At 66.8% G+C, this 24,866-nt stretch carries 21 protein-coding genes and 1 pseudogene; 6 read left to right on the top strand and 16 right to left on the bottom strand.

Annotated features, from left to right (window positions below):
- Positions 1-28 precede the first annotated feature (28 nt).
- The 5 genes from QQL87_RS20400 to QQL87_RS20380 all read right to left on the bottom strand — a co-directional run bounded on the left by QQL87_RS20400 (position 29) and on the right by QQL87_RS20380 (position 4,076).
- Positions 29-235, bottom strand: a complete 207-nt coding sequence (locus tag QQL87_RS20400; protein WP_284418198.1) for a hypothetical protein — start codon at positions 233-235, stop codon at positions 29-31.
- A gap of 90 nt (positions 236-325) precedes the next feature.
- Positions 326-1,144, bottom strand: coding sequence for a COG3904 family protein (locus tag QQL87_RS20395; protein ID WP_284418197.1), 819 nt, complete (start codon positions 1,142-1,144; stop codon positions 326-328).
- Positions 1,145-1,148: 4 nt separating this feature from the next.
- On the bottom strand, positions 1,149-2,486 hold the full coding sequence (locus QQL87_RS20390; protein ID WP_284418196.1) for a hypothetical protein: 1,338 nt from the start codon (positions 2,484-2,486) through the stop codon (positions 1,149-1,151).
- Positions 2,487-2,633: 147 nt separating this feature from the next.
- On the bottom strand, positions 2,634-3,698 hold the full coding sequence (locus QQL87_RS20385; protein ID WP_284418194.1) for an alpha/beta hydrolase: 1,065 nt from the start codon (positions 3,696-3,698) through the stop codon (positions 2,634-2,636).
- Between the two features lie 24 nt (positions 3,699-3,722).
- On the bottom strand, positions 3,723-4,076 hold the full coding sequence (locus QQL87_RS20380; RefSeq protein WP_284418193.1) for a hypothetical protein: 354 nt from the start codon (positions 4,074-4,076) through the stop codon (positions 3,723-3,725).
- Between QQL87_RS20380 and QQL87_RS20375 the strand changes: the two genes are divergently transcribed.
- Positions 4,045-5,982: a Tle-like phospholipase domain-containing protein gene (locus QQL87_RS20375; RefSeq protein ID WP_284418192.1), complete on the top strand. Its 1,938-nt coding sequence runs from the start codon at positions 4,045-4,047 to the stop codon at positions 5,980-5,982. The genes QQL87_RS20380 and QQL87_RS20375 overlap by 32 nt on opposite strands.
- A gap of 19 nt (positions 5,983-6,001) precedes the next feature.
- Here the strand turns inward: QQL87_RS20375 and QQL87_RS20370 are convergent, their stop codons facing one another.
- The 7 genes and pseudogenes from QQL87_RS20370 to QQL87_RS20340 all read right to left on the bottom strand — a co-directional run bounded on the left by QQL87_RS20370 (position 6,002) and on the right by QQL87_RS20340 (position 13,095).
- Complete coding sequence (locus QQL87_RS20370; RefSeq protein WP_284418191.1) at positions 6,002-6,976, bottom strand: S1C family serine protease; 975 nt, start codon at positions 6,974-6,976, stop codon at positions 6,002-6,004.
- A gap of 164 nt (positions 6,977-7,140) precedes the next feature.
- Positions 7,141-7,350 carry a hypothetical protein gene (locus QQL87_RS20365; protein ID WP_284418190.1) on the bottom strand — a complete coding sequence of 70 codons (210 nt, stop codon included), beginning with the start codon at positions 7,348-7,350 and terminating at the stop codon, positions 7,141-7,143.
- Positions 7,351-7,429: 79 nt separating this feature from the next.
- Positions 7,430-8,533 (bottom strand): hypothetical protein, encoded by a 1,104-nt coding sequence (locus QQL87_RS20360; RefSeq protein WP_284418189.1) that lies wholly within the window; start codon positions 8,531-8,533, stop codon positions 7,430-7,432.
- Positions 8,530-8,970, bottom strand: a complete 441-nt coding sequence (locus QQL87_RS20355) for a DUF4383 domain-containing protein (protein WP_284418188.1) — start codon at positions 8,968-8,970, stop codon at positions 8,530-8,532. The genes QQL87_RS20360 and QQL87_RS20355 overlap by 4 nt, the downstream gene beginning before the upstream one ends.
- Positions 8,967-10,412, bottom strand: coding sequence for an FAD-binding oxidoreductase (locus QQL87_RS20350; protein ID WP_284418186.1), 1,446 nt, complete (start codon positions 10,410-10,412; stop codon positions 8,967-8,969). The genes QQL87_RS20355 and QQL87_RS20350 overlap by 4 nt, the downstream gene beginning before the upstream one ends.
- Before the next feature lie 70 nt (positions 10,413-10,482).
- Positions 10,483-12,000, bottom strand: a pseudogene (locus QQL87_RS20345) (AMP-binding protein).
- A gap of 69 nt (positions 12,001-12,069) precedes the next feature.
- Positions 12,070-13,095, bottom strand: coding sequence for a helix-turn-helix domain-containing protein (locus QQL87_RS20340; protein ID WP_284418184.1), 1,026 nt, complete (start codon positions 13,093-13,095; stop codon positions 12,070-12,072).
- Positions 13,096-13,283: 188 nt separating this feature from the next.
- Between QQL87_RS20340 and QQL87_RS20335 the strand changes: the two genes are divergently transcribed.
- Positions 13,284-15,299, top strand: coding sequence for a primary-amine oxidase (locus tag QQL87_RS20335; protein WP_284418182.1), 2,016 nt, complete (start codon positions 13,284-13,286; stop codon positions 15,297-15,299).
- A 169-nt stretch (positions 15,300-15,468) separates the two neighbouring features.
- Here QQL87_RS20335 and QQL87_RS20330 read toward each other — a convergent pair whose 3' ends face one another.
- Both QQL87_RS20330 and QQL87_RS20325 read right to left on the bottom strand, forming a co-directional pair.
- Positions 15,469-15,639 (bottom strand): Flp family type IVb pilin, encoded by a 171-nt coding sequence (locus QQL87_RS20330; protein ID WP_284418181.1) that lies wholly within the window; start codon positions 15,637-15,639, stop codon positions 15,469-15,471.
- 161 nt (positions 15,640-15,800) lie between these two features.
- Entirely contained in the window at positions 15,801-17,366 is a 1,566-nt protein-coding gene (locus tag QQL87_RS20325) for a winged helix-turn-helix domain-containing protein (RefSeq protein WP_284418408.1), read from the bottom strand.
- A 139-nt stretch (positions 17,367-17,505) separates the two neighbouring features.
- Between QQL87_RS20325 and QQL87_RS20320 the strand changes: the two genes are divergently transcribed.
- Positions 17,506-18,555: an alpha/beta fold hydrolase gene (locus QQL87_RS20320; RefSeq protein ID WP_284418180.1), complete on the top strand. Its 1,050-nt coding sequence runs from the start codon at positions 17,506-17,508 to the stop codon at positions 18,553-18,555.
- 28 nt (positions 18,556-18,583) lie between these two features.
- Here QQL87_RS20320 and QQL87_RS20315 read toward each other — a convergent pair whose 3' ends face one another.
- A complete protein-coding gene (locus QQL87_RS20315; RefSeq protein WP_284418179.1) occupies positions 18,584-19,141 on the bottom strand; it encodes a GNAT family N-acetyltransferase in 558 nt (185 codons plus the stop codon).
- Positions 19,142-19,564: 423 nt separating this feature from the next.
- Between QQL87_RS20315 and QQL87_RS20310 the strand changes: the two genes are divergently transcribed.
- Together QQL87_RS20310 and QQL87_RS20305 are read left to right on the top strand one after the other, a co-directional pair.
- Entirely contained in the window at positions 19,565-20,956 is a 1,392-nt protein-coding gene (locus tag QQL87_RS20310) for a hypothetical protein (RefSeq protein WP_284418178.1), read from the top strand.
- Between the two features lie 168 nt (positions 20,957-21,124).
- Positions 21,125-22,672 carry a hypothetical protein gene (locus QQL87_RS20305; protein WP_284418177.1) on the top strand — a complete coding sequence of 516 codons (1,548 nt, stop codon included), beginning with the start codon at positions 21,125-21,127 and terminating at the stop codon, positions 22,670-22,672.
- Between the two features lie 9 nt (positions 22,673-22,681).
- On the opposite strand, the gene QQL87_RS20300 is transcribed toward QQL87_RS20305, so the two are convergent.
- Positions 22,682-23,941 (bottom strand): Hsp70 family protein, encoded by a 1,260-nt coding sequence (locus tag QQL87_RS20300; protein WP_284418176.1) that lies wholly within the window; start codon positions 23,939-23,941, stop codon positions 22,682-22,684.
- Positions 23,942-24,016: 75 nt separating this feature from the next.
- Between QQL87_RS20300 and QQL87_RS20295 the strand changes: the two genes are divergently transcribed.
- Positions 24,017-24,685 (top strand): WG repeat-containing protein, encoded by a 669-nt coding sequence (locus QQL87_RS20295; RefSeq protein WP_284418175.1) that lies wholly within the window; start codon positions 24,017-24,019, stop codon positions 24,683-24,685.
- Positions 24,686-24,866 lie beyond the last annotated feature (181 nt).

The following is a 24,866-nucleotide window of genomic DNA, read 5'->3' as shown; positions in this document are numbered from 1 at the left end:
GGCGCCCGGAAAGGCAGGTGCTGCGCGGCTACTTCGACGAGATGCGAACCCAGTCGTCGTGCGCGCGGGTCTTCAGCGAATTCCAGCTGTCCGCCGCGACGTCCCAGTTGACGATGGTCCGGCGCGTCTGTGCGGTCGGTCCGTTGGCGACCTCCGAGGTCTGCATCGAATCATGGATGTAGACGCCGAACCCCAGAATGAGCGCACCCAGGATCATTCCCACCAATGTCCGCATGATCATATTCTCCAGTGTGACGGCCGACAACGCCGCCGTCGAAGCTTGGTTCCGCTGTCGCAGCGGAAGGTTCAAACGAGACCAGACAAGCTAAGTGCGTGGTTTTTCAGGACGCGATTCAGGCGCGGACGTGACCAGATTCAGCGCTTTCAGTTCATCGGGCTTGAACGTGAACAGCTGGTCATGCGGCGTTTCCATCGCGTGCACCCAGACCTTCAGGTCGATGCCCATGTCGGCGAGATGGCGCTGGCAGCGCGCCGAGATGTTCTGCGCGAGACTCATGTCGTCGCCGGGACGCGTGGCGTTGGCGGATCGTATCGCGGCAATCTGGTGCACGCCGATCACCGCCCGCTCGCCGGCGCGGCGCTCGATGCCGCCGGCAAACACCAGCGGGCACGACGACGCGCAGGTCTTGCCGGCCTCGACTTCGGTCGCGAATTTGCGCGCCCGAATCAGACGGCCCATGGCGAGCGCGTCGGCGACCGAGCCGCCGGGCGAGTTCAGCACGATCGTCCTGATGTACTCGCCGTGCCGTTCGACCTCGTCGGCCAAGGTGCGCGCGCTGCCGGGCGTGATCGTGCCGTTGGCATAGAGCCGGCCGCCGCCGCGCAGCTCGAGGCTGATCGGCTGCTCCAGCGCGGGATCGCCCTTCGGCAGTGGCATCAGCCGCTTCAGGAGCGGTGCGAGCACGGTCGGAGGATCGGCGGCAACGTCGGGCTGATCGCGCTGACTATCGAGCTGCGGCGGCGCGGCGTCGGACGCGACGCGCGGGCCGTTCTGATCGATGAGATCCGCCGCCAGGATCGCGACCGTGATCACCAGGATCGTGCGGAAGACCCAGCGCAGGATGCTCTCGTCCGGATTGCCGGCGAGCCAGGCATGGAGGCGCTGGTTCAGAGCCGAGGCCACGAGACTACTTGCCGATGCGCGCTGACGATAGCGAGGTGACGTTCTCGTCGGCTGTGGTGGCGGTGGCAGCCGGCTGCGGCTCGGCGGCAGGCATGGCTGGCGCAACCGCAGGCCGCGCCTCGGCGGCGCGCCTGGCGTCCTCGACCTCGCGGGCGACCTGCAGCGCCGCGACGAGGTCGGCTGCTGTCAGGCTCGAGGCGCTCACGGCCGGCAGGCCTTCGCGGCGGATCGCGGCGTGCACCACGCAGAGGATCAGGACCAGCACCGCCGGCATCAGGTCGATCGAGATCGCGCCGGCCCAGCTCGGAATGAAGTCGCCGGCATAGCGCAGCACCGCCTCGGCTGGCGACAGCGTCTGGAACCGCGTCGGCTCGATGCGCGGCAGTGCCAGGATCTTGTCGGCGGCGCCCGCCAGCGAAGCCGCCTGTGTAGCGATCGCGCCCTCGACCTTGCTGACCACGGCGGTCTGCCGCTCGGCCAGATCTGCGCTGCGGCCGCCCGCGGCGGGGGCGATGAAGCCTGATGACAGCGAGGTCGCGGCGCGCTTCACGGCAGGGGCCACCGAGGTCTGCTGCAGATTGGCGATCACGCCCATCAGGTTGAGCGATTCCGTGGCGAAGGCATCGCTGCGCGTGGCGATCGGGCCGCGGTCTGAAATCAGCTCGCGCATCTTGGCGAGGCTTTTGCTGCCCTGCTCGTAGAGCCCCGAGACGCGCTTGCCGGAGTCCTGAACCTGCTGTCCGAGGCCATCGAGCTGCGTCGACATCTGCGCCAGCAGCTGCACGACGGTGCCGGATCCCGAGGTGCCGGTGAGAGAGCCGGCGCGTTCGGCGTCCGCCAGCTTGGCGAAGCGCGCGGACGCAAGCTGGATGTCGGGCAGCAGGCTCTGCGCGGCGATCGCCTGGCTGTTGGCGCGGTCGAGGTCGCGCGTGTAGTTCTGCACCGTGATCGCCAGATGCTGCTGGATGGCCGCGGCGCCGGCCAGCGCCGAGGCGTTCAGCCAGGACGACATCGCGACGATCATCAGCGAGCCCAGCAGCATGCAGCCGCCCATCAGCAGCCGCCCCATCACGCTGGTGACGTGGGGCATGAACTGCATCATGAACACCCAGAAGGCGTAGATGCCGACCGAGACCGCGACGGAATAGATGACGGCCGCAAAGAACACCGTGGTCGGGCTGCCGTTGAGCAGCTCGCGGACGCCGAGATAAGTGTAGACGCCGGCGGCCAGCGCCAGGATCGCGGTCGTGAGCTTGAGCGTGACCTCGAGACGGCTCACGCCATTGGCGAGCACAACGGCATTGGGGCGGGCAGACGAAGCTTGCGCGGCGGGCGAGGGCATGCACGGTCCTTCGGCGGCGTCACATCCGCCCTGAGCAGCGCCCCCGCTGTTTGGCCAAGTGTCAACCAATGCGGAGAAAATCCGCCGAGATTATGTCGCCGATCTTACCGATCGGACATGTCGCTGCACGTCTGCAGAGCAGGCCGTTCAGCTCGTCAGCCAGCGCAACAGCTCCACGTTCACCTCTCGCGGATAGCAATGGCTGAGATCATCGATCTCGCGATAGACGACATGGGCGCCAGACTTGGCCAGCGCGGCCTGTGTGTGCCGCGCGATCTCGACCGGGAACATCCAATCGAGCTGGCCGTGCACGATCTGGATCGGCAGCCCGCGCAGGCGATCGCGGTCGGCGATCTGCGCCATCAGGGGATGGAAGGTGGCGGCCACGGGGGCGAGATGCGTGAATGGCGAGCCGTGCTCCAGCCCGCTGACGTAGCAGAAGGTGCCGCCATCGCTCATGCCCGTCAGCAGCATTCGTGCGGGGTCGATGGCGACGCGGCTGCGCACGAGATCGAGGATGCGCCCGAGGTTCGGCGTATCGGCGTCCTCGCCCATCAGCGCCCAGGTCGGACCGGTCGCGGTCGGCGCCACCAGGATCGCGCCGACACTGCGCGCCGCACGCAGCCAGCTCCACAGGAAGTCGCGCCCGTTGCCGCTGCCGCCATGCAGCGCCATCACCAGCGGCCAGCCGCGGTCCGCCGTGTAGTATTCGGGAACATAGAGCGAGAAGCCGCCGCGGTTGCCGATCTCATTGTGGTCGTGAAACACCGCCTCCTTGGCCGCGGACGCCGCCAGCAGCTGACGCAGCACCACGTCGTTCTCGACGGCCGGATCCAGGAAGAACTCGCTGAGCGGAGGCAGCGTTGCCGCGAGCGGAAACAGCGCTTCCAGCGCGCGCGGCAGCTGACGCAGCGCGCGGAACACGTCGACCAGATCGCCTTCGCCGTGTTGAACGGCGCGCAGCCCGGCGAACGACATCAGCGCGGCGTCAGCCGCGGTGTCGAAGGCGACGCGGATATGGGAGAAATCCGCCGGCCATTGGCCGAGATGGGCGCGCGCCGCGATCAGGTCCCGCTCGGGATCGCCGACGCCGGCCATCACACGATCGAAATCCGGCGGGTTCAGATAGCGCGCGACGTGGGACAGGGCTTCGAGCGTCTGCAGCAGCGGCGGCAAAACGATGAGGATGTCGTCCACCACGGCGTCAGTCATGCGGATCTCCCTGGTCGAGCGGGGTCAAATCACGTCACCCGCGGGCCGGCGAGCGCTCTCATGCAACGCAAAATCGGCGGCGCGGGCAATGATCATTTTCCGAACGCGCGTTCGATCCGCGCAGTGTCGCTCACATTGAGATCGACGCGGCAGGACTGCGTTCATCATGGTCTGATCGCGCGCGAAAGTCGCATCGTGGGCGAATGCGCGTGTGGACGAATCGCGATTGACAAAAATCCGGCGCGATGTCGCACTTGATGAAAGCCGACGGCGCAGCGTCGAGTTCCCGGAAGCGGAGCTGGCGCGGCGGTCAAAATTGCCGGCTGCCAAAGGGGGATTCGCAATCATGACCAGTTCGCCGTCGGCTGCGTTGATCAACGCCGTGCTCGCCATGGACGTCTACAACAGGGGCGTCAATCCGGCGCTTGTCGTCAACTTCAATCGCATCGGCAGCTATGAGCTGGTGGCGGGCAGCGTCGCCGCGGCGCCGGACAATTTCGAGGCCGCGACCTATCAGCTCGTCGGCGATCCGTCGACGCGGATCATCTCCTATCGCGGCACGGACAGCATCGCCGATGTGCCGGCCTGGCTCGGCGGCGCCGGTCTCACCGGCTGGCCGACGCAGTTTCCGGATGCCGAGGCCTACTACAAGACATGGGCGACGACGGCGCACGTCTCGCTCACCGGTCACTCGCTGGGCGGCGGGCTTGCCGGCTATATCGCCGCGCTGAACGACAAGGTGGCCTACGCCTTTGATGCCATGCCGTTCGAGTTCGCAGCCGAGGTCCGCTACGACCAGCTGCACGGCTTCTGGGGCGCACTCGGGTCGCATCCGGTCGACCGCTACAACGACATTCACATGGTCTCGGTCTCCGGCGAGGTGCTGCAATATGTGCGGGCCGCAGCGCCCGTGCTGGAAGCGCCGCTGGCGCTGCTGCAACTCGGACCGGTCGCGGGCGCGCTCGCGATCGTCGACGCGGCGATCGGCATTTCGTCCGAGCAGAAGACCGTGCTCGGATCCGGCACCAACCTGGGGCTGGATCCGGTCAGCCTGCATTCGATCGCGCTGCTGACGATGATGCAATGGGCGAGCGACAACAACGCGCAGGACTGGAAGAAGGCGGCGGCCGTGCTGTTGGCGCCGCTCGAGGACGACGCGATTGCCTCGGCCGTCGGCATCCCCGCGGCGGGTGTCGGCGGCGAGGGCGCGCCGGCCGACAAGATGAAGGACATGATCGCCTATTCGACGGTCACCGACGCGAGCGGCTATGGCAACAGCGCCGTCCAGGCGTTGTTCAATGGCGGCGGCGTGCTCGGCAACAGCGTCAGCGCGGGCACGGCTGCCGCCTACCTGAAAGATGGCGGTGTCGAGAAGGCGCTGGCCGAGATCGTGGTCGAGTATTCGGCGCTGCTGGCGCAGAACCATGACGAGGTCACCTCGGCGACCCCGGGCGTGATCGGTCACGAGCACGGCATCCTCTATCAGGACACTGCCAAGAACCTGCTCGTCGCTGATCTGTCGTCCGACCTGTGGTCGTCAGCCGCCACCGGATCGGCGGTCGACATCCTCGGCAAGGTCGCGCTGATCGACGCGGCCGCGAGCTTCGACGGCGAGGATGCAGCCCTCATCGACACCGCGATCAGCGTGCTCTGGGGCGGCAAGACCGACAATCTCGATTGGCTCAGCGCAGCTTTGAGCGACGCCTCGACGACGGTGACGATCGACCCGGTGTCGGGCGCGACGATTGCCGTGACCGACGGCGCGCTGCTGATCGCCGGTGGCGGCAATGACATGTTGTACGGCACCGCCAATGACGACCTGCTGATCGGCGGCACCGGCAGTGACGTGCTGAAGGGCGGAGCCGGCGACAACATCCTGGTCGGCGGCGTCGGCGCGACCTATGTCTATGCGCCCGGCGACGGCCGGGACGTCATCATCAACGGCGTCGAATCGCTTTCCAAGCCGACCGGAACGCTCGATTTCGGCACGGCCTACAGCGCCGACAATTTCTGGTTCGTCAAATCGGGCAACGATCTCGAGATCGACATTCTCGGCACACACCAGGAGGTCATCGTTGCCGACTGGTTCCTTGGCGGCTCCTATCAGCTGCAGGAAATCAAGGCGGGGGGCCTGGAGCTCGATACGCAGGTCTCGCAGCTGGTGCAGGCGATGGCGAGCTACGCCCAGGCGCATCCGGGCTTCGACCCGACCGTGGCCTCGCAACTGCCGACCGATGCGCACCTGCACGATCAGGTCGCTGCTGCGTGGCACGTCATGACATGAGACGACGTCCGCGGCTGCGTCAATGCAGCCGCGGCGCCTTGAGCAGCTTGGCGCGATCGGTGGAGGCGACCGTGACGTCGAAGGTGACGCCGCTCTCGTGGTGCACGGTGAGCGGCACGTCGACGCCGGCGTCGCCGAGCGCCCAGAGCTTGCGATAGAACTCGCTCTGGCTCGTGACCTTGTCGCCGTTGATGCCGAGAATGACGTCGCCGGCCTTCAGCTCGGCGCGGGCGGCGGGGCCGTTGTTGGACACCCCGAGCACCACCACGCGATCGTCGACCTCGGTGGCGTACATGCCGAGCCACGGCCGGGCCGGCTTGTTGACGCGGCCGAAGCGCCTGAGATCGTCGATGATCGGCTTCAGAAGATCGATCGGCACGATCATGTTGACGTGCTCGGCTTTGCTGTCGCGCTCGCGTTCCAGCTGCAGCGAGCCGATGCCGATCAGCTCGCCTTTGGACGAGAGCAGGCCGGTGCCGCCCCAGTTCGGATGCGCGGGATGGGTGAAGATCGCCTCTTCCAGCAGATACTCCCAGTAGCCGGCGAATTCCTGCTTGGCGATGATGCGGCTGGCCACCGACCGCGTCCGGCCGCCGGCGCCGCCGAGCACGACCTGGTCGCCGATCTTCGTCGCCGCCGACGACCCGAGCGGCAGAGCGGGGAGGTCGAGCTGGCCGAGCGCCTGCACGAGGCCGAAGCCGGTGGCGAAATCGAATCCCAGCACATGGCCCTGGACGACCCGGCCATCGTTGAGATGCAGCCAGACGGACTCCGCCTCGGTAATCAGATAGCCGATGGTCAGCACCAGGCCGTCGTCGATCACGACCGCATTGCCGGCGCGCTCGGTTCCCAGCGTCTCCGCGCTGAACGCATCCGGCGGAATGATGGAATGCAGGCCCACGATCGAGGACAAGGCTTGGTCGAGATCATATTGATAGTCTTCGGCGCGAGGCTGGAAGGCGAACGGCACTTTCCATTCGGTCAAAGAAGGCATTTCTTTCTCCTGCTCTGTCGATAGCCCAGGGGGCATCGACCAAGCTTCTGCTTCGTGTCGCGTGATTTTCGCGTCTTGGCCACAGCGTTAACGCGAGCTTAACATTTTTGGGCGCGGGCGCCAGTTCCGAGAGCTTCGCCGCCGTTGGGCGTGCTTTCGCTCGACTACCAGCGGCCGCACCCCCTGGCCATGATCGGCCAGACGAGCCATGCCCCGGCCGCGTACAGTCTGCCGGCCGTTGCCGCGCCCATTCGTGCCGAGACTTGAAAGCGTCCGGCATCGAGCAAGGCTCCGTCGGCGGCGGCGATCGCCGGAATGATACGATCGGTTGGCCCGAACACGACGACCGCGTCGGGCTTGATCAGAAGCGTCATGGCTGCCATGCCCGCGAACCATGACACGACCACCACCAGCAGCCCGCGCAGGGGCAGGGTGCGGGACGGGGGGAGCTGCTCAGTAGTCGTAGGCATGCTCGAAATTATAGCCGGCAGCTTCAAAACGGGCGATGTCCTGGACCAGCGACCGGACCGGAACGTCGACGCCGATGCGCCGTGCGCCGGGCCTGGCCTGGATCGGAATGCTGAATATAGGCAGTCCATCGAAGGCTGCCAGCCGGCCGTCACCCGGAGGAACCACGATCGTGACCAGGATGCGGTGATTGCCGGCCACTTCGGCGAGCGCCGCGCCGGAACGGCGCGCGAGCGCCTTTGCGAAACCATCGAATTTGGCGTAGCGCTCGGTCTGGACCAGCACGCCCGTCGCGCCCTTGGCGTCGGTCACCTCGCGGATCACCTTGACGCCGGGGATGGCGGCGAGCTCAGCAGCGGGCAGGCCGGTCACCACGCTCTGGATGGTCAGCACCGCGGGATCATAGCCGGCGGCATAGCCGATGACCGCCGCATAGGCGGCGCGGCCGGCATATTGCAGGCTGAGCGAGACGCGCCGTTCGACCGCCCGCACCGACGGTACGAACGGCGTCTCGCGCCAGAACTGGTCGAGCTTGGCGGCGAACGGATAGCGGTACCAGGGCGTCTGGTAGAGGAAGGCCGCGTAGTCCTTCAGCAGGGCCAGGTTGAAGGCGTCCTCGGCAGTCTTGACGCCGTCGGTCGTCTCCGCGGTGAGGGCGCCGATGGTCGTCTCATAGGCGCCCTGCAGCGCCATCTCGGCGGTGAAGCTGAAGCCGATGATGTAGTTGGTCAGCTTCTGGTCGGAGGTGGCGGGCCCGGACCCGTCGGCCTGCCGGGTCGCGCGGCACAGGCTGCGCCAAAACCCGGCGATGCTCGACAGATAGTGGAAATCGGACTCGGATGTCTGCCCCGTGACGCCGGCGAGATCGCTGTAGGCGTGGACGATGTACCACTCCGGAAAGGTCAGGAAGCTGTCGCCCTGCGACCTCGCATAGCCCGGATCGGTGATGCCGAATTGCGAGGTCACGACGGGCGTGGGCACGTCGGCGACGCACACCGTCTCGACGCTGATCACGGTGGTGGCGATGCCGATCGCCGCGGCTCCCACGATGGCGCCGATCAGATACAGCGCTTTGCGACGCAGGCTCATGCAGCGGCAGCCTGGCTGCGCCAAGGCGACCAGCCGACGGCGATGCCGATCGCGCCTAGCGCGAGATGCGGCAGGCTGGAGAGCAGCTTCACGAGCGGCGAGGTGTTGCGGATGCCGTCGATGAGGATCGAGAGATCGAGATAGCCGGAGCCGGTGAACACGCCCATCACGCCGTCGAGGAAATACAGCGTGCCGAACACGCGCAGGAAGAACACCGCGCTGCGGCGCGACAGCATCGCGGCCAGGGCCCACAGGCCCGAGGCGACATGCAGCGCGTCCTTGTAGATGTCGAGCTGGAACAGCCCGAACACGCGGCCCTGCGCGTCGATGAAGGCCGGGATGTAGTCGGTCGCGGCGGCGAACAGCAGCGCGACGGCGAGTACGAGCGCCGCGATGCGATAGCGGTCCGGTGAGAATTTGTCAGTCGTCGCGGTCATGCGAAATAGGCGTCCCACATCGCGTTGCGGAACAGGAGGTTCGGATCATACTGCCGCTTGGCGGCGACGAAACGCGTGGCCGCCGGATAGGCCTTCTCGACCTGGTCGCGGCGGGCGTGCAGACGATAGGGCAGATAGAACGCGCCGCCAATGGCGGTGATGCGGTCGATCAGCGCCTCGGTCGTTCTGAGCATGTCGATCTCGCCTTCCGGCGTGGTCATCTGCGAGAACGACATCACGGCGGCGATGCGGCGCACCGGGGCGATGGTGAGGGCGGGCGTCTTGTCCTCGGCGACGTAGCGCAGGGTCACGTTGAGGAACTCGGCGCGCGCCTTCGGAATGATCTCGCGGCAGGCGGTGAGGAACTCGCCGAAGCGCTCGGGCGCGACGAAATATTCGTGCAGGATGTCGGTGCGGTGCATGTCCTTTTGCGCGAGGTTGGCGACCGGCTCGGCCATCAGCGAGTTGCGGGTATAGTGGTTGTCGGAGATGGCGGGGCCGAGCCGGGTCTCCATGAACCAGCGCAGGCCCTTGGCGACCTCCCAGCCGGTCTGCGCGCGATAGATCGTATTGGCGACGCCGGTGAGCTTGCCCGAGCTCGCCACCGGCGGCAGGGCCGCGGGGGCATTGGGAGCGGGGCGGAAGGTGACCAGCAGCGCATCGTCGAAGAACGCCTTCCGCGACACCGACATCCGGCCATAGGCCATCTTCACATTGGCATCGCCATCGATGCTGCGCGTAAACGCCTCGGCGAACTTCTCCGGCGCCATGCGCTCGAACCGGGGTTCCAGCAGCAGGTTGGGCATCATCTCGACCTCGAGGTCGACGATGATCCCGAACAGGCCGTAGCCGCCCATCGCCAGCCCGAACAGCTCGGCATTCTCGCTGCGCGAGCACTGCACCAGCGTGCCATCGGCGAGCAGCATGCGGATTGATTTCACCGTCGAGCCGAACGGCCCATAAGGCACCGGCCAGCCATGGGCATTGACGCTGAACGTGCTGCCGACGCCGAAGTCGCTGTTGGACTGCATCACCGCCGGCGAGAAGCCCTTCGCGTCGAGCGTGGCGATGACGTCCCACCAGCGGTTGCCGGCCGCGGTGCGATAGGTCCGCGCCGCGGTGTCGAGCTCGATCGCGCCGCCGTCGAGCGTGATGGCGGTGCCGTCGCGCGGCAGGCTCTGGCCGCCCATCGAATGCCGGGCCACCGCCGCGGTCACCGGGCGCTTGGCGCCGGCTGCCTCCTTCAGCTCGGCGCGCAGGCGCGCGATCAGGTCGTCGGTCGCGGGCTTGGAGATCACCACATGCTTGGCGACCGGCGTCGGGTTGAGCCGGCTGGCATCGTTGAGGATAGTGCGCAATTCGGCGCGCGCCCGCGGCATGCGCACAAAAGGAAGCGCCGCAGCCGCACCTGCGGTGCGCAGAAACCGTCGTCTCGAGATCATGCGCGGACTCTCCTTGCCCTCACGGAGTCTACGCCAGCATCGTAAACGTTCGAAAAATTTTCGCAGGCCCTCAATCCGAGGCCGCTCGCGCCCGCGCCGGCAGCAGACGGAATTCGCGGCCGTCCCTAATCCACGCCGCGCGCTCGTCGCGCAGCAGAGTGCGGCGAACCTTGCCGGAATCGTCACGCAGCATCATGTCGACCAGCTCATAGCTCTCCGGATGCTTGTAGCGGCTGAGCCGGTCGGCGAGGAACGCGCTCATGCCGTCGACGATCGCCTGTGCGTCCTTGGCCCGGTCGATCTCGACGATCGCATGCACGCGCTGGCCCAACTCCGGATCGGGCAGGCCCACCACGACGCAGGAGCGGATGTCGGGATGCGCCATCAAGGCAGCCTCGACCTCGGCCGGATAGATGTTGGCGCCGCCGCGCAGGATCATGTCGGCGAGGCGGTCGCCGAGATAGAGATAGCCGTCGGCATCGAGCCGGCCGATGTCGCCGAGCGACTCCCAGCCGTCGGCGCGCCGCTTCGGCTCGGCGCCGAGATAATGATAGGTGCTGCCGGGACCATCCGCCGGCAGGAAGTAGATCTCGCCACTCTCGCCCGGCGCGACGTCATTGCCATCAGGACCTAAGATGCGAAGCTTGCAGGACTCGTCGATCTTGCCGACCGAGCCCTTGTGCTGCAGCCATTCGGTGCCGGAGATGATGGTGCGGCCCTGGCGCTCGGTGCCGCCATAGAGCTCAAAGACACGCTCGGGTCCGAGCCACTCGATCCATTTTTCCTTGAGCCATGGCGGCATTGGAGCGGCCATATGAAAGATCATCTTCAGGCTCGACACATCGTAGCTGTTGCGCACCGCCTCCGGCAGCGTCCAGATCCGGTGCATCATGGTCGGCACGAAGTTGATCCACTGGATGCCCTGCGCCTGGATCAGCCGCAGCGTCTCCTCGGCGTCGAACTTGACCATGCCCGTCAGGCTGCCGCCAGCGAACAGCGCGTAGTGCGACACGATGAACGGCGCATTGTGATAGAGCGGGCCGGGATTGAGCAGCGACGCGCCCTTCGGAATTCCGAGCGGCGGCTCGGCCGCCGTGTCGGTCACCGCAGGCTGATGATCGAGGATCACCTTCGGCCGACCGGTCGAGCCGCCCGAGGTCATCGCCTTCCAGTAGCGCGAGACCGGCGCCGAGAGTGGCGCGTCGGAAAATCCTTCAGGCGTGAAAGCAGCCGGCAGCGCATTCGGCGCGTTCCAGTCGGCTTCGCCACCGACGACGAGCGATGGCTGGAGAATCTCCAGCACCGCAGCAGCCTCACCGCGCGGCAGCCGCCACGACAGCGAGGTCGGCGTCGCGCCGCATTTCCACACCGCGAAGCTGGTCTCGAACAGCGCATTGCCGTTGGGCAGGCCGATCGCGACGAAATCGCCGGGCTTGACGCCCTAGGCGGCGAAGGCGCGGGCGCGCGCATTGGCGCGGCGTTCGAGCTGTTCCCAGGTCAGCGTGTCGGTTCCGTGCCGGACCGCGATGCTGTCTTTCGGTTTGCGCTCGGCATACCAGCGCGGCACATCCGCCATCGGGATCAGCATCTCGTCCTCCGCATCATCGGCCGCGTTGCTTGCGCGCCGTTCTTGGCTCGGCAGCTCACGCTGCGAGCATCAGTGATGAGAGGCGTTGTGCCTCAACTCGCTCGACGCGTCCATACGCGTGCGCCGCAGGGTTTCGGATGGCAGCTCCGCGAAATGACGCTTGTAGTCGAGCGAAAACTGGCTGAAGTGCCAGAAGCCGTGGCGCACAGCGATGTCATAAATTCCGTCACGCGGATCGTGCAACGATTTGAGATCGCGCCGCACGCGATTGAGGCGCACGGCGCGCCAGTAGTTGAGTGGGCTGGTGCCGAGCACGTCCTGGAAACAATAGCTGAGCTTGCGGCGGCTGGCGCCGACGGCCTTGCAGAGATCGAGCAGTGACACCGGTGTATCGGTCGTCGCCAGCATCAACTCGCAGGCCCGGTCGACGATGCGCTTGCGCGCCGCGCCGCTGCGGGTGTCGTCGCACGGCCGCGCGTCGGGCAGCAGGTCGGTGATGGCGAGCAGCAGGCTGTCCTGCAGCATGTCGCCGGTCCGGCCGTTCTGCGGGAGCGTCGATGTCGGTGCGCTGAGCAGCACGTCGATCGCCGTCAATGCGGTGCGGAAGCGCGCACGCGCAGCCGCCGGTGCCGCCACGGCGCGCATGCGATGTCGGAGGTCGCGCGGCAGCTCGATGGCGAGCCGGGTCGCCATCTCCTCGACCTGGCGGGCCGAGAGAGTGACGCCGCGGAGCTCGAAGCTGCGCGGTGTGGAGATGTCGATATCGGCGTCGAAGGAGACGATCAGCGCATCCTCACCGATGCCGATTCCGTTGACATTGACCGGCCCTTCGCCGCGCCAGGGCACGGCGATGCCGAAGCTGTCGCGTCCGAGCTGGCCGCACTGCCGCACCTGCTGGCTGGTGACCTCGCGGAACAGTTCGAGCCGCGACAGCGTGAGCTGGGTGAAGCTGCCGCGGAAGGCGCCGGCGCTGATCTGGTCATAGGTCAGGCACCAGCCGCCGAGCTGAGCACAATGCTCGTCGACGTCGGCGCTGGTCGTCTGCACGAGTTCGGGGCGGCTGGCCCAGAGTTGCGGCGTCTCGGTCAAGCTCATGACATCACGACGGAATTCGATGCGGAGATGCTGCAAGAAGTACGCCAGCGGGCTTCCGGCGAGGGGCGACGGCGTGCAATCTTGCCCGATTTCGATAACGCTGTCCTGCGCAGGCTTGGCAAGCTCGTACTCTGCGAGGCGATGCAGGCGCATCCGTCCCCGCCGTTCGAGACGTACCAACCCTAGCAATGGAGACATCCGTGCAGGACATCGCCGCGGCCACCCCGACGATCCCGGCCACTCATCCGCTCGATCCCCTGACATCGGCGGAGATCGCGGCCGCCTGCAATCTGGTCCGCGCCAGTGCAGCGGCACCGGAATCCTGCCGCTTCCCGATCGTGCGGCTGGAGGAGCCGACCAAGGCCGAGCTCGCGGCCCATGACAGCGGGCAGGCGCCGCCGCGCCGCGCGTTCGTGGTGTCGCTCGACATCGCCAGCGGCGAGTCGGTCGAGCATGTGGTGGATCTCGGCAAAGCAGAGATCGTCATCCGCAAGGTGGTCCCCAACCGCGAGGCGCCCTATGGCCAGCCGCCCGTGATGCTCGAGGAGTTCTTCCGCTGCGAGGCGGCGGTGAAGGCCGATGCCGGCTGGCGCAAGGCGATGCACCGGCGCGGCCTCACCGACCAGGACATCGAGCTGGTGCAGGTCGATCCGTTCTCGTCCGGCTTCTTCGATCTGCCGTTCGAGCGCGGCGCGCGTATCGTGCGCGCCGTCAGCTTCTTCCGCGAGCATCCGCAGGACAATGGCTATGCGCATCCGATCGAGGGCGTCGTCGCCGTCGTCGATCTGATCGCCGGCAAGGTGATCGACCTGACCGACGAGGATCCGGTCATTCCGATCCCGCGCAGGAAGCGCAACTACGGCGCCCATGAGATGACGGCGCCGCGCACCGACATCAAGCCACTGAACATCGAGCAGCCGCAGGGGCCGAGCTTCACGGTCGACGGCTGGAACGTCGATTGGCAGAAATGGAGCTTTCGCATCGGCTTCACCCCGCGCGAAGGTCTCGTGCTGCACCGGCTCGCCTATCAGGATGGCGAGCGCAAGCGCGCGATCATCCATCGCGCCAGCGTCACCGAGATGGTGGTGCCCTATGCCGATCCGACCGCCAACCATTTCTGGAAGTCGGCGTTCGATGCCGGCGAATACGGCCTCGGCATGCTCGCCAATGCGCTGGAGCTCGGCTGCGACTGTCTCGGCAACATCCACTATTTCGACGTGCCGGCGGCGGACAGCAAGGGCGAGCCGTTCGTGATGAAGAACGCGATCTGCATGCACGAGGAGGATTACGGCATCCTCTGGAAGCACTACGAGTTCCGCAACGGCCTGTTCGAGGTGCGGCGCTCGCGCCGGCTCGTCATCAGCTTCTTCGCCACCGTCGGCAACTATGATTACGGCTTCTACTGGTACCTCTATCAGGACGGCACCATCCAGCTCGAATGCAAGCTGACCGGCATCATCCAGACGGCCGCGATCGCGCCCGGCGCCATTTATCCCTGGGGCGGCATGGTCGACGACAATCTCGGCGGCCCGACGCATCAGCATTTCTTCAACGTGCGCCTGCACATGGACATCGACGGCGGCGGCAACACCGTCAGCGAGCATGAGTTCGTGCCGCGGCCATGGGGGCGCGACAACCCGCATGGCAACGCCTTCGATACGACGAGCCGCGTGCTGTCGCGCGAGCGCGACGCCGCGCGCATCGCCAATGGCGAGACCGGCCGCTACTGGAAGATCTCCAACCCCAACGTCAAGAATTCCGTCGGCGGGTCACCCGGCTACAAGCTCGTGGTCAATCCGAGCCCGCTGATGCTGGCGCAGGAGGGCAGCTATGTGCGCAGCCGCGGCGGCTTTGCCACCAGGCATGTCTGGGTCACCGCCTATGACCCCGCCGAGAAATACGCCAGCGGCGACTATCCGAACGTGCATGCCGGCGGCGACGGCCTGCCGCGCTACGTCGCGCAGAACCGCCCGATCGAGAACACCGACATCGTGGTCTGGCATTCGTTCGGCCACACCCATGTCTGCAAGCCGGAGGATTTCCCGGTCATGCCGGTCGAATATGCCGGCTTCATGCTGAAGCCGGTCGGCTTCTTCGCCGCCAATGCCGGCTTCGACATTCCGCCGGACCGTAACGCCAGAAGCGTGCTGAGCGCCGAAACGCCGTCAGGCGAGAGCGGCGGCAGCTGCTGTCACGGCGGCTGAGCCGCGCCCGCAAGAGATCCCCCATGGGCCGCGCCGATGCGTTTGCTCCCGGCCGACCCGGTAGACCGTCTCGAGAAAAGCAAAGGCCGGACCCGAAGGCCCGGCCTGTCCGACCATGGCGACCGGATTGCTCCGGCCCTGAGAACGCCATTTCAGACCATTCGACTGGTCAGCCACCATTCAGTTTCGTTGTCAGCGTCGTGAAGATCCCCTCCAGGGTCAATCCGAGCTTGTTGAGGATGGTGATGATCGCAAGCGCAATCCCGGCGGCGATCAGGCCATATTCGATGGCCGTCGCGCCCGATTCATCCTCGTAAAATTTGAGAAGCAATTTCTTCACTGATCCCCTCCGCACATGCGTCAAATTGATCCCCCGAATGACGTCCGCGAAAATACGGAGTGGAACCTAAGGTAGTGTGAACGGTGTTTCGCCAAGTTTCCCGATCTTGCGGATTGTCGCATGAATTGCAGTTGTAGCCGTTTTTTCTGCACGTCGCCGGGCTAGTCCGGCACGCCCGCCGCGCGAAGCGCTTCCGCATAGGTTGTGGCCATGGTGCGAACGGGGAACGGGATCCGCCTGAGGAAGCCGGACACGGTGAGGTCAGGCTCGACGGCGAGGAGCTGGCGCGCGATCTCGGCGGCACGGGCCAGGTTCCCGGTTCCGACCAGGGCCACGATCAGCACGCGCAGCGCGACCGCAAAGCGGCGGTTCTGGCTGAGCGCCGTCTCGGCCCAGCGGATCGCGCCGACCGGATCGTCGCCGGCAACCGCGCAGACCGCCATCGCACCGGCTGCAAACCAGCTGCGCGGATCGCGCGGATTCAGCCGCAAGGCACGTTCGATCATCGCACGGCCTTCGACCGGATGCCCTGCCATCGCAGCGATCCAGCCGCTCATCGTGAGCGCCATCGCCGAATTCGGGTTGATGGCGAGCGAGCGCTTGAACAGCTCGCGCGCAGGCGCAATGTCGTCGGCCATGTTCCAGATCGCGAACGCCGCCATCCACAGCACCTGCGCATCGGTCGGCGCGCGCTCGGTCGCCCGCCAGGCGAGCGCGACCGCCTCGCTGCGATAGTCTGCGCCGGGCTCGCTCCATCCCTGGAAATGCCGCAGCGCCTGGCAATAGGCGCGCGCAGCCATCGCCGGCGCATAGCCGGCATCGATCGACAGCGCCTGATCGAGGCAGGCGATTGCTCCCTTGAGGCTCTCGGGGGTGAAGGCATCGCGCAGGCTGGCGGCGCGCAGCAGCAGGTCATAGGCGTCGGGATGCGGCGGCGGCGCCATCCGACGGCGTTCGCCTTCGGCGAACTCGAGCGTGGGCTCGATCGCTGCCACCACGCTTGCGGTGATGCGGTCCTGCAGCGCGAACATGTCGCTCACGTCGCCGTCGAAACGATCGGCCCAGAGATGCGTGCCGGTGCCGGCGTCGATCAGCTGTCCGCTGATTCGCAGGAGGCCGCCGGCGCGCCGCACGCTGCCTTCGAGCACATAGCCGACGCCGAGCTCGCGCCCGACCGTGCGGATGTCGACCACCTTGCCCTTGTAGGTGAAGGACGAGTTGCGGGCGATCACGGCAAGACCGCTGCAGCGGGACAGCGCCGTGATGATGTCCTCGACCATGCCGTCGGCGAAATAGTCCTGCGCGGGATCATCGCTCATGTTGGCGAAGGGCAGCACGGCGATGGCGGGGCCGTCGAACCTTGCGACTGGCGGCACCACCACCGCAGGTGAAGATGGCGTGTCGGCCTGCTCGCGGACCTCGCCCGTGAAGCGGATGCCCTTGCGCGGGATGGTGCGGATCAGCCGCTGCGCCTCGCCGCTGTCGCCGATGGCGCTGCGGGCTGCGCTGATGCGGCTCGCAAGCGTTGCGTCGGAGACGATGCGGCCGCCCCACACCTCGGCCAGGATCTCGTCGCGGCTGATGACGCGGTCGCGCGTCCTGATCAGGAACGCCAGCAGGTCGAACACCTGCGGTTCCAGCGCAATGAGGCCGTCGCCGCGGCGCAGCTCGCGGCGGCCGGGGTCCAGCACGAAATCGTCGAAGCAATACAACACATGCGCCGCCATCGCTGCCGCAGGACCGGTCCACCTTCGCGTCACGCGTCCCGCAAAATCAAGCCGGCCTCAAGGAAAAATCAAAGTCCTCTCCAAGCACATCCCGGCCGCATGGCGCACAACGACGGCAGATCGTAACCAGGAGCTCGCCATGCCAGCCGTCGTTCACCAGAGCCGCCGCCGTTTCCTCAGTCTGGCCGGAACCGCCATCGCGGCGGCCCAGCTCGGTTCCAACGCCGCGCACGCGCAGGGCATCAAGGCGGCGTCGCAGCTGCCTGCGATCAGGCCGGGAATGGTCGCGACGTTGGGGCCGATCAAGCAGGTCACCGCCGGCGAGATCAGCATCGGCTATGCCGAAGCCGGCCCCGCGGATGGTCCCGTCGTGATCCTGCTGCATGGCTGGCCCTATGACATCCACAGCTTCGCCGACGTTGCGCCGGCCCTGGCAGCGTCCGGCCATCGCGTCATCATTCCGCATCTGCGCGGCTATGGCACGACGCGGCTGCTGTCGCCGACCGCCCTACGCAGCGGCCAGCCGGTCGCAGTCGCCGCCGACATCGTCGCGCTGATGGATACGCTTGGCATTCCGACCGCGACGCTGGCCGGCTATGATTGGGGCGCGCGCACGGCGAACATCATTGCCGCGCTGTGGCCCGAGCGGTGCAAGGCGATGGTCTCGGTCAGCGGCTATCTGATCGGCAGCCAGCAGGCCGGCCGCAAGCCGCTGCCGCCGGCGGCCGAGCTGCAATGGTGGTATCAGTTCTACTTCGCGACCGAGCGCGGCCGCGAGGGCTACGACAAGAACCGGCGCGACTTCGCGCGGCTGATCTGGCAGACGGCCTCGCCGAAATGGGCGTTCGACGATGCGACCTTCGCGCGCAGCGCGGCCGCCTTCGACAATCCCGATCACGTCGACGTCGTCGTGCACAATTATCGCTGGCGGCTCGGCCTTGCGCAGGGCGAGGCGAAGTTCGATGCGCTCGAGGCGAAGCTTGCGACCTTCCCGGCGATCACGGTGCCCACGATCACGATGGAAGGCGATGCCAACGGCGCGCCGCATCCGGCGCCCGAAGCCTATGCCAAGAAGTTCACCGGCCGCTATGAGCACCGGCTGGTCACCGGCGGCATCGGCCACAACCTGCCGCAGGAGGCACCGCAGGCGTTTGCGCAGGCCGTGATCGACGTGCTCGCAGGCGCGTAGAGCAGCGAGGGTCAGTCGACATGCCGGGTCATGGCTGCCGGCGCTGCAGCCATGTCTCCCGCCGCACGACCCATCGCTCGGATCGGGTCTCGCCAGTGTGGTGCGGAAGTTCGATGAAGCCGATGAATTCCGCGCCGGTCTTCTGCTTGACCCGGCGCGATCCGACATTCGTTGCGAGGTTGCAGACGAAGAACTCATCGAGGCCGAGCGGGCCGAAGGCGAAGTCGTTGACGGCCGCGATCGCCTCGCTCATGAGCCCGCGATTCCAATAGGGCTCGGCGAGCCAGAAGCCGCGATTGCCCTTCACCGACGCCACCCGCGGCCGGAAGTGGATGTTGCCGATCGCCTCGCCGTCACCGTCGCGCAGCACCAGGACCCACTGATAGATCTCCTCGCCGGCGACGATCCTGTCGAGCTGCAGCCTGACGAAGGTCTCGGCGCCATCGGCGGGATAGGGCCACGGCACGACGGACGCGAGGTTGCGGATGATGTTCCAATTGTCGAAGTGACGCTGGATCGCCGGCGCGTCGGTCAAGGCCAGCGGCCGCAAAATCAACCTTGCTGTATGCAACGTGGGCGTGAGCATGCGCGCATCCTGGCATTAAGCATGTCGGCGTCAAGCCGGGATGTGCGGAGCGTCACCGGATCAGCATCGCATTGATATATCGAGGGTCGTGTTGCTGTTAAGGTTGCCAGGAAGTTTCGACCGGCGTCCGGAACCTGATACTTCCGCAACGCAAGAGTGCAGGGCAATAGTCGAACACACGCAGATGCAAAGATGCAGCTTGTGTACAACCGCCGCAAGCGACTGCGACGGATCGGGCTCAGGGTTGCGCCCGAAACGTCTGTCAACGCCAGCAGCGGAATGACAACGCTCGATCTTGGGTGGATTCGGTTACGGGATGTCGTCGACATGAAGCGCGCAGCGGCAGATCCTCGGTTACGTCGTCGGCAGGCGGATCAGACCTTTGATCCACGCACTTGGCGCGAACGGCACCACGCACGGGCCGTGCCGTTCTATGGATCGGAGCTGTTCCAGCTCGGCTGCCCGCCGCTCGCCTCCTTCATCGCGGCCTTCCTCGGCTGCCTGATGACGCTGCATCTGAGCGCGGCGGGACTGTCGCCGCTGATCGCCTCTGCGGCCGCCGCCCTGTTGTTGTGCTCCTCGCTGATCCTGACACGCACGGCGGATCTGGTGCCCAGCACCTTCTTCTCGTCCGCCTATGGCGGCAGCTTCGTCGGCATGACCCCGGTGGTGCTGCTGAATGCGAGCGTGATCCGGGCCGGCCTGCCGCTCGACGCCGCCTTTACCCTGCTGTCGTTGTTCTGCGGCCTCGTGTTCTGCCTCGGCTGCGCGCTCGACATGTGGCTGCGGGGCGGGCTCGCCCGCGGCTATGGCGGACGGCTGGGCGCACTCGCGGCGGTCACATCCTTCCTGTTCGTGGGTCTCGCGCCGATGCTCGGCACCGACGGCGAGCTGTTTCCGATCGCGCGCCGTGGCGTGCATGACTTCGGGCTCGGCGCGGCCGCCATCACCTTCGTGCTGTGCATGGCCGGCATGTCGGCAACCATGGCCGCCTTGCGCTGGGCGCCGGTCGCCGGCTCCCGGCGCGCGGTGCGCATCCTCGTCGCTGCCACGGTGGCCTTTGCCGGCCTCGTGTTGCTGCAGCAATTCGTCCCCAGCAACGCCTCCGAGCTCGATGCCTATTATGCCGGCTGCTTTCTCGGCATGTCGTCGCCGCGGCGGCTGCGCAGCCTGCTGCAGGCGCTCGCCGCGGTGGTGCTGCTGACGGCCTTGCTGATCCTGACCTGTCCGATCCTTCCCGCGGTCGGCGGCAGCCTCGGCTATGTCGCCTTCGTCTCGGTGATGTTCGTCGATGCCGCAGTCCGGCTGTTCATCGAGGCTGGAGAATCGCCACAGCAGACCATGATGGCGTGGACGCGAGGGCTTCTCGCGGCGCTGGCCATTCTCGCCGTGCTGCTCTCGAGCGAGCTTCTGTTCGAGCGGCCGCGAGTGGAGCCGGCTACGTCTTTGCCGTCGGTCGCCACGCCGGCGCCGGCCGAGGAGGTCAAAGGGGAGGGGGGTGTGCCCAGCGCGCCGCAGGCAATCGCGACGGTGCCGGAGCTCCCCATGCAGATCCTGCGGCCGAATGGCGGAGAGTCGCTCACGGCGCGTCGCTTGGGCGAGCAGAGCCCAACCGTGCCTCCGCCGACCTCCGCGGAGCCGCAGCGGCGCGTCGTGCGCTATGGGCAGACCGCTGCGGCGCCAACGATGCCGCCCAGGCGCAACCAGGCGCACTTGATCCCGCACTCAGCCCCGCGGCCGCGCATCATGGCCCGCCAGGATGTGCAGCCGGCGCCCGAGTGGCGGCCTGATCCGTCCACATCGGCGGGGCCGTGACGGCGGACCGCAAGCCTTTTTGCGGCGATAACCCGTTCCGGCCACACGTTCGCGCGTGTTTCGCCATGTTCCGACGTCATCGTGCATCACGCGGTGCTTAGCGGGTCTCGTCCGGCGGTCGTGGCCGGATGAGGGGCCCGGCCGATCCACACGGGGGGTGGTTCGTTGATGCAGCAGGCCACTGATGACGCGGCATGGCGAACGGGCTTGCCGGTCGTGTACGAGCCGCGTTCTCAGCGGCGCCGTTTCGATCTCCCCGTCGCGCTTCTCGTGTCGTTCGCGGGCGCGTTTTTCGGCTGTCTCGCGACCCTGCATCTGAGCGCGTTGGGCCTGTCGCCCGCGCTCGCCTCGGCGGCAGTGACGGTCGTGCTGTGCGCCGGTCTGGTCGTTGCGTCGCCCGACAATCTCGCCGCGACCGCATTCTCCTCCTCGGTCTATGGCGGCAGCTTCAGCGGCATGACGCCGATCGGACAGGTGAGCGAAAGCGTCGCTCGCACGGGGCTGCCCCCGGAGGCCTCGCTCTATCTGCTGTCGATCTTCTGTGGCCTGCTCTTCTGCATGCTCACGGCTGTCGAAATCCAGCGGCGCGTCGTGCTGTTGCAGGGCTATGGCGGTCGACTGGGCGTGCTGGCTGCGATCGGATCGTTGCTGTTCGTCACGCTCGGGCCGTGGCTCGCAGGACAAGGCGAATCCCTCCATCTGGCGCATCTGAATCAGTTCGACCAGGAGCTCGGCGGCTCGCTCGCGATCCTCGCGGCCTGTCTCGCCGGGACCTTCCTGACGATCATCATCCAACGGCTTCCGCACGTCGCAGAAGCGGGGCGGGCAGCCCGCACCGTCGCCTCCGCCACCCTGGCATTTGCCGGAATGGCGGTCATGCAGGCGCTTTGGTCCGACCAACGCTGTCTCGTCGATGCCTATTATGCAGGATGTTTTCTCGGCATGTCCTCGCCGCAGCGGCTGTCCGGACCGCTGCAGCCGATCGTGGCCGCGTTGACCCTCACGGCGGTTCTGATCCAGGCATCGACGGTTCTGCCGATGGTCGGCGGCAGCCTCGGTCTTGCAGCGTTCATTGCGGCCGCCGCTGTCGATATCGCCTGGCGAGCCGCTTGCGCGCTGCCGGTCCCGGCCGAGTCCATGACGGTCGGCCTTGGCCGGAGCGTGGCCGTCGTCTTGACGGTGGCAGGGTGTCTGCTGCCGAGCCACGTGTTTCACCGGCTGCCCGACGATACGACCGGCGCCCTGCGCGAGGCCGCTCCGGTCGTTGCTCCGGCCCTTGCGGCGTTGCCCGAAGAGCCAGTTATGGACGCAGTTCCGCCGGACGCCGCATCGCCCGCGCCGGTCGCTGCTGCCGCCGAACCCGTGTCCGCGCTCGCCACCGGTGCGGCGGTCTGGCCCGACGTCCCGCCCCGGGCGGAGGCGCCTCCTGAGGTCGCCTACGCTCCGGCTGCAGCGCTGGCGCCGCGGGCCGAGCTGCCGCGGACACCGCGTGCGAGCCGCACCGGAGCGCGATCGCCGCCGTCCGCTGCCGCCAATCCGGGGCCCTGGGGCATCATCCGGACCGGAGCGGCCGGTGCGCGATCTGCTCGCGCCAAGCCGGCGGTCGTCCGTGACGTCGACCCGGCGTCGGCCGCGCCACCTCCAGCGACGCGATCCCGGACGCAGGTCGCGCCGAAGCGGCCGGCGCGGTCGGCTTCGACGGTTACGCCCGAATGAGCCGCCGGCTCAGCTGAACTTGCGCCTTGCGTCGAGCGCAAGCCCCAGGCCGACGCTGCCGAGCAGGTCGGTCGCGGCGACGCGCGCCGCGGGAAACAGCGCAAGGACCGCCTCGCGCAAGGCCGGCACCATGCTCGAGCCGCCGGTGAGGAAGATCGTGTTGACGGCGGCGGGCGCGACGCCGGCATCGTCGAGCAGCGTCGTGACGGTGCGCACGACGCGCTCGACGGAATCGGAGATGGCGCCGTCGAAGGCCTTGCGCGTGAAGCGGATGCGCGCCCATTCGTCCTTCTCGGACAGCACCGAGGTGATCGACTTCGCCTCCGTCAGCGCGATCTTGGCCTGCTCGACGCCGATCGCCAGCGTGTGACCGCGATGATCCTCCACCACCTTGATGAAGCGGTCGACGAGGTCGCGCCGCTCCGCCTCGTAGCGGATCTGGCGCAGCTCGTTCAGCACGTTCTTCTTGTAGAGCTGGTTGATGCGATGCCAGGTGGCGAGCTCGTGATAGTACAGCGTCGGCAAATTGCGCTTGCCGTCGGCGGTCAGGCTGCCATAGCCGAGATGCGGCATCACGCTTTTCAGGCTCAGGAGCCGGTCGAAATCGGTGCCGCCGATATGGATGCCGCCATTGGCGAGGATGTCGTCCTCGCGATCCGCCTTGCTGCGCCGCTCGGGCGAGACGCGCACGATCGAGAAGTCCGAGGTGCCGCCGCCGATGTCGACGATCAGCACCAGCTCCTCGCCGGTCACCTGCTGCTCGTAGTCGAGCGCGGCGGCGATCGGCTCGTACTGGAAGGCGATGTGCGCAAAACCCTGGTCGCGCGCGATGCCCTCGAGCGCGGCCTGTGCTTCGGCGTCCGCCTTGTCGTCCTTGTCGACGAAGCGCACGGGGCGGCCGAGCACCACCTGCGTCACCTCGTGCCCGAGCCGGGTCTCGATCTGCGACTTCAGATGCGCGAAGAAGAAGCCGAGAATGCCGGCGAACGGCACCGCCTTCCGCTGGATGTAGGTCTTCTCATGGATCAGCGCGGTGCCCAGAATGCTCTTCAGCGCGCGCATGAAGCGGCCGTCATGGCCGGTCAGATAGCGCTCGATCGCCGCGCGCCCGAACTGCACGCCGTGATCCTCGAAATCGAAGAACATCGCGCTCGGCAAGGTCCGCTGCTCGCCCTCCAGGGGGATGAGCGCGGCGGACGTGGAATTGCTGAGGCCGACCGTGGTGTTCGAAGTGCCGAAGTCGATGCCGCAATGGGCCGCTGCCGCCATGCTCGTCTCGTTTTCCGTCCGGGGGGCGGTCCGCTTAGCCGTTTCGCAGTGCAATGTCATGTGCGAATGTGAGGCATGATGGGCATGGGAATTTGTCACATGTTGCATGGCTCCTTCGTCGCGCAGCGCTGCTGGCCATCGGCGACCAGGGCAGCGGCTGCCCTGCTGACATTCGCAGCCTCGCTCGTGGCCAGCACGTTTCCGACCGTCGCAGCGGATCACGCTGAACATGGCCCGGCGGTGCCCTATGACTGTTGGGAGCCTGGGGCGACCGTCAAGGGTTGTGCGGTGCTGGCCGAGGACGGGCAGATCCATCTCAGCCCTTCATTCAGAAAGAGCCTGCGCTTTGGCCCGGATGGACTGACTCCTGTCCTTCTGCTCGGACGAACGAAGGGCGAAGCCGTCCGGTGGCTCTACGTCCATCGCGATGGTGCGATGGCAGCGGTGATGGCCTACGACAACGGCGCCGAGGAGTTCACGAATGGCCGTGCCCGTTCGCCGGTGGGAGCGAAGATCGGATATATCGATCCATCGTTGAAGCTCGTGATTCCGGCGATCTATGACGGCGCCTATCCGTTCGAAAAGGGTGTCGCAGTGGTTTGCCTCGGGTGCTCGCTTGTATCGGAGGGTGAGCACAGCTGGTTCGAAGGCGGGACCTGGGGATGCATCGATCCGGATGGGAGAACGGTTGCTCCGTTCAGGGTCCGTGAGCGGCCGGCTTTTTCCGATATCTGCCGGCCTTGATAGCTCTGCAGGCCTCTGCGCAGAGTAAGAGGAACAGTCGCTTCCCCAGGGCTATCGCATGTGAAGATGCGGTCTGTCGCCACGAACGATCCCGCCAGTTAGCTACTCCGTCATGCCCGGGCCCGTCCCACGGCTGTCCGGTTGAGGCTTTTAACATATACTGAGGCTCAACTGGCGGTCA

The sequence above is a fragment of the Bradyrhizobium sp. SSBR45G genome (assembly GCF_030159255.1).
Lineage (GTDB): Bacteria > Pseudomonadota > Alphaproteobacteria > Rhizobiales > Xanthobacteraceae > Bradyrhizobium.
Note: the sequence above shows the minus strand (reverse complement) of the source record. Positions and strands in the feature narration are given on the sequence as shown.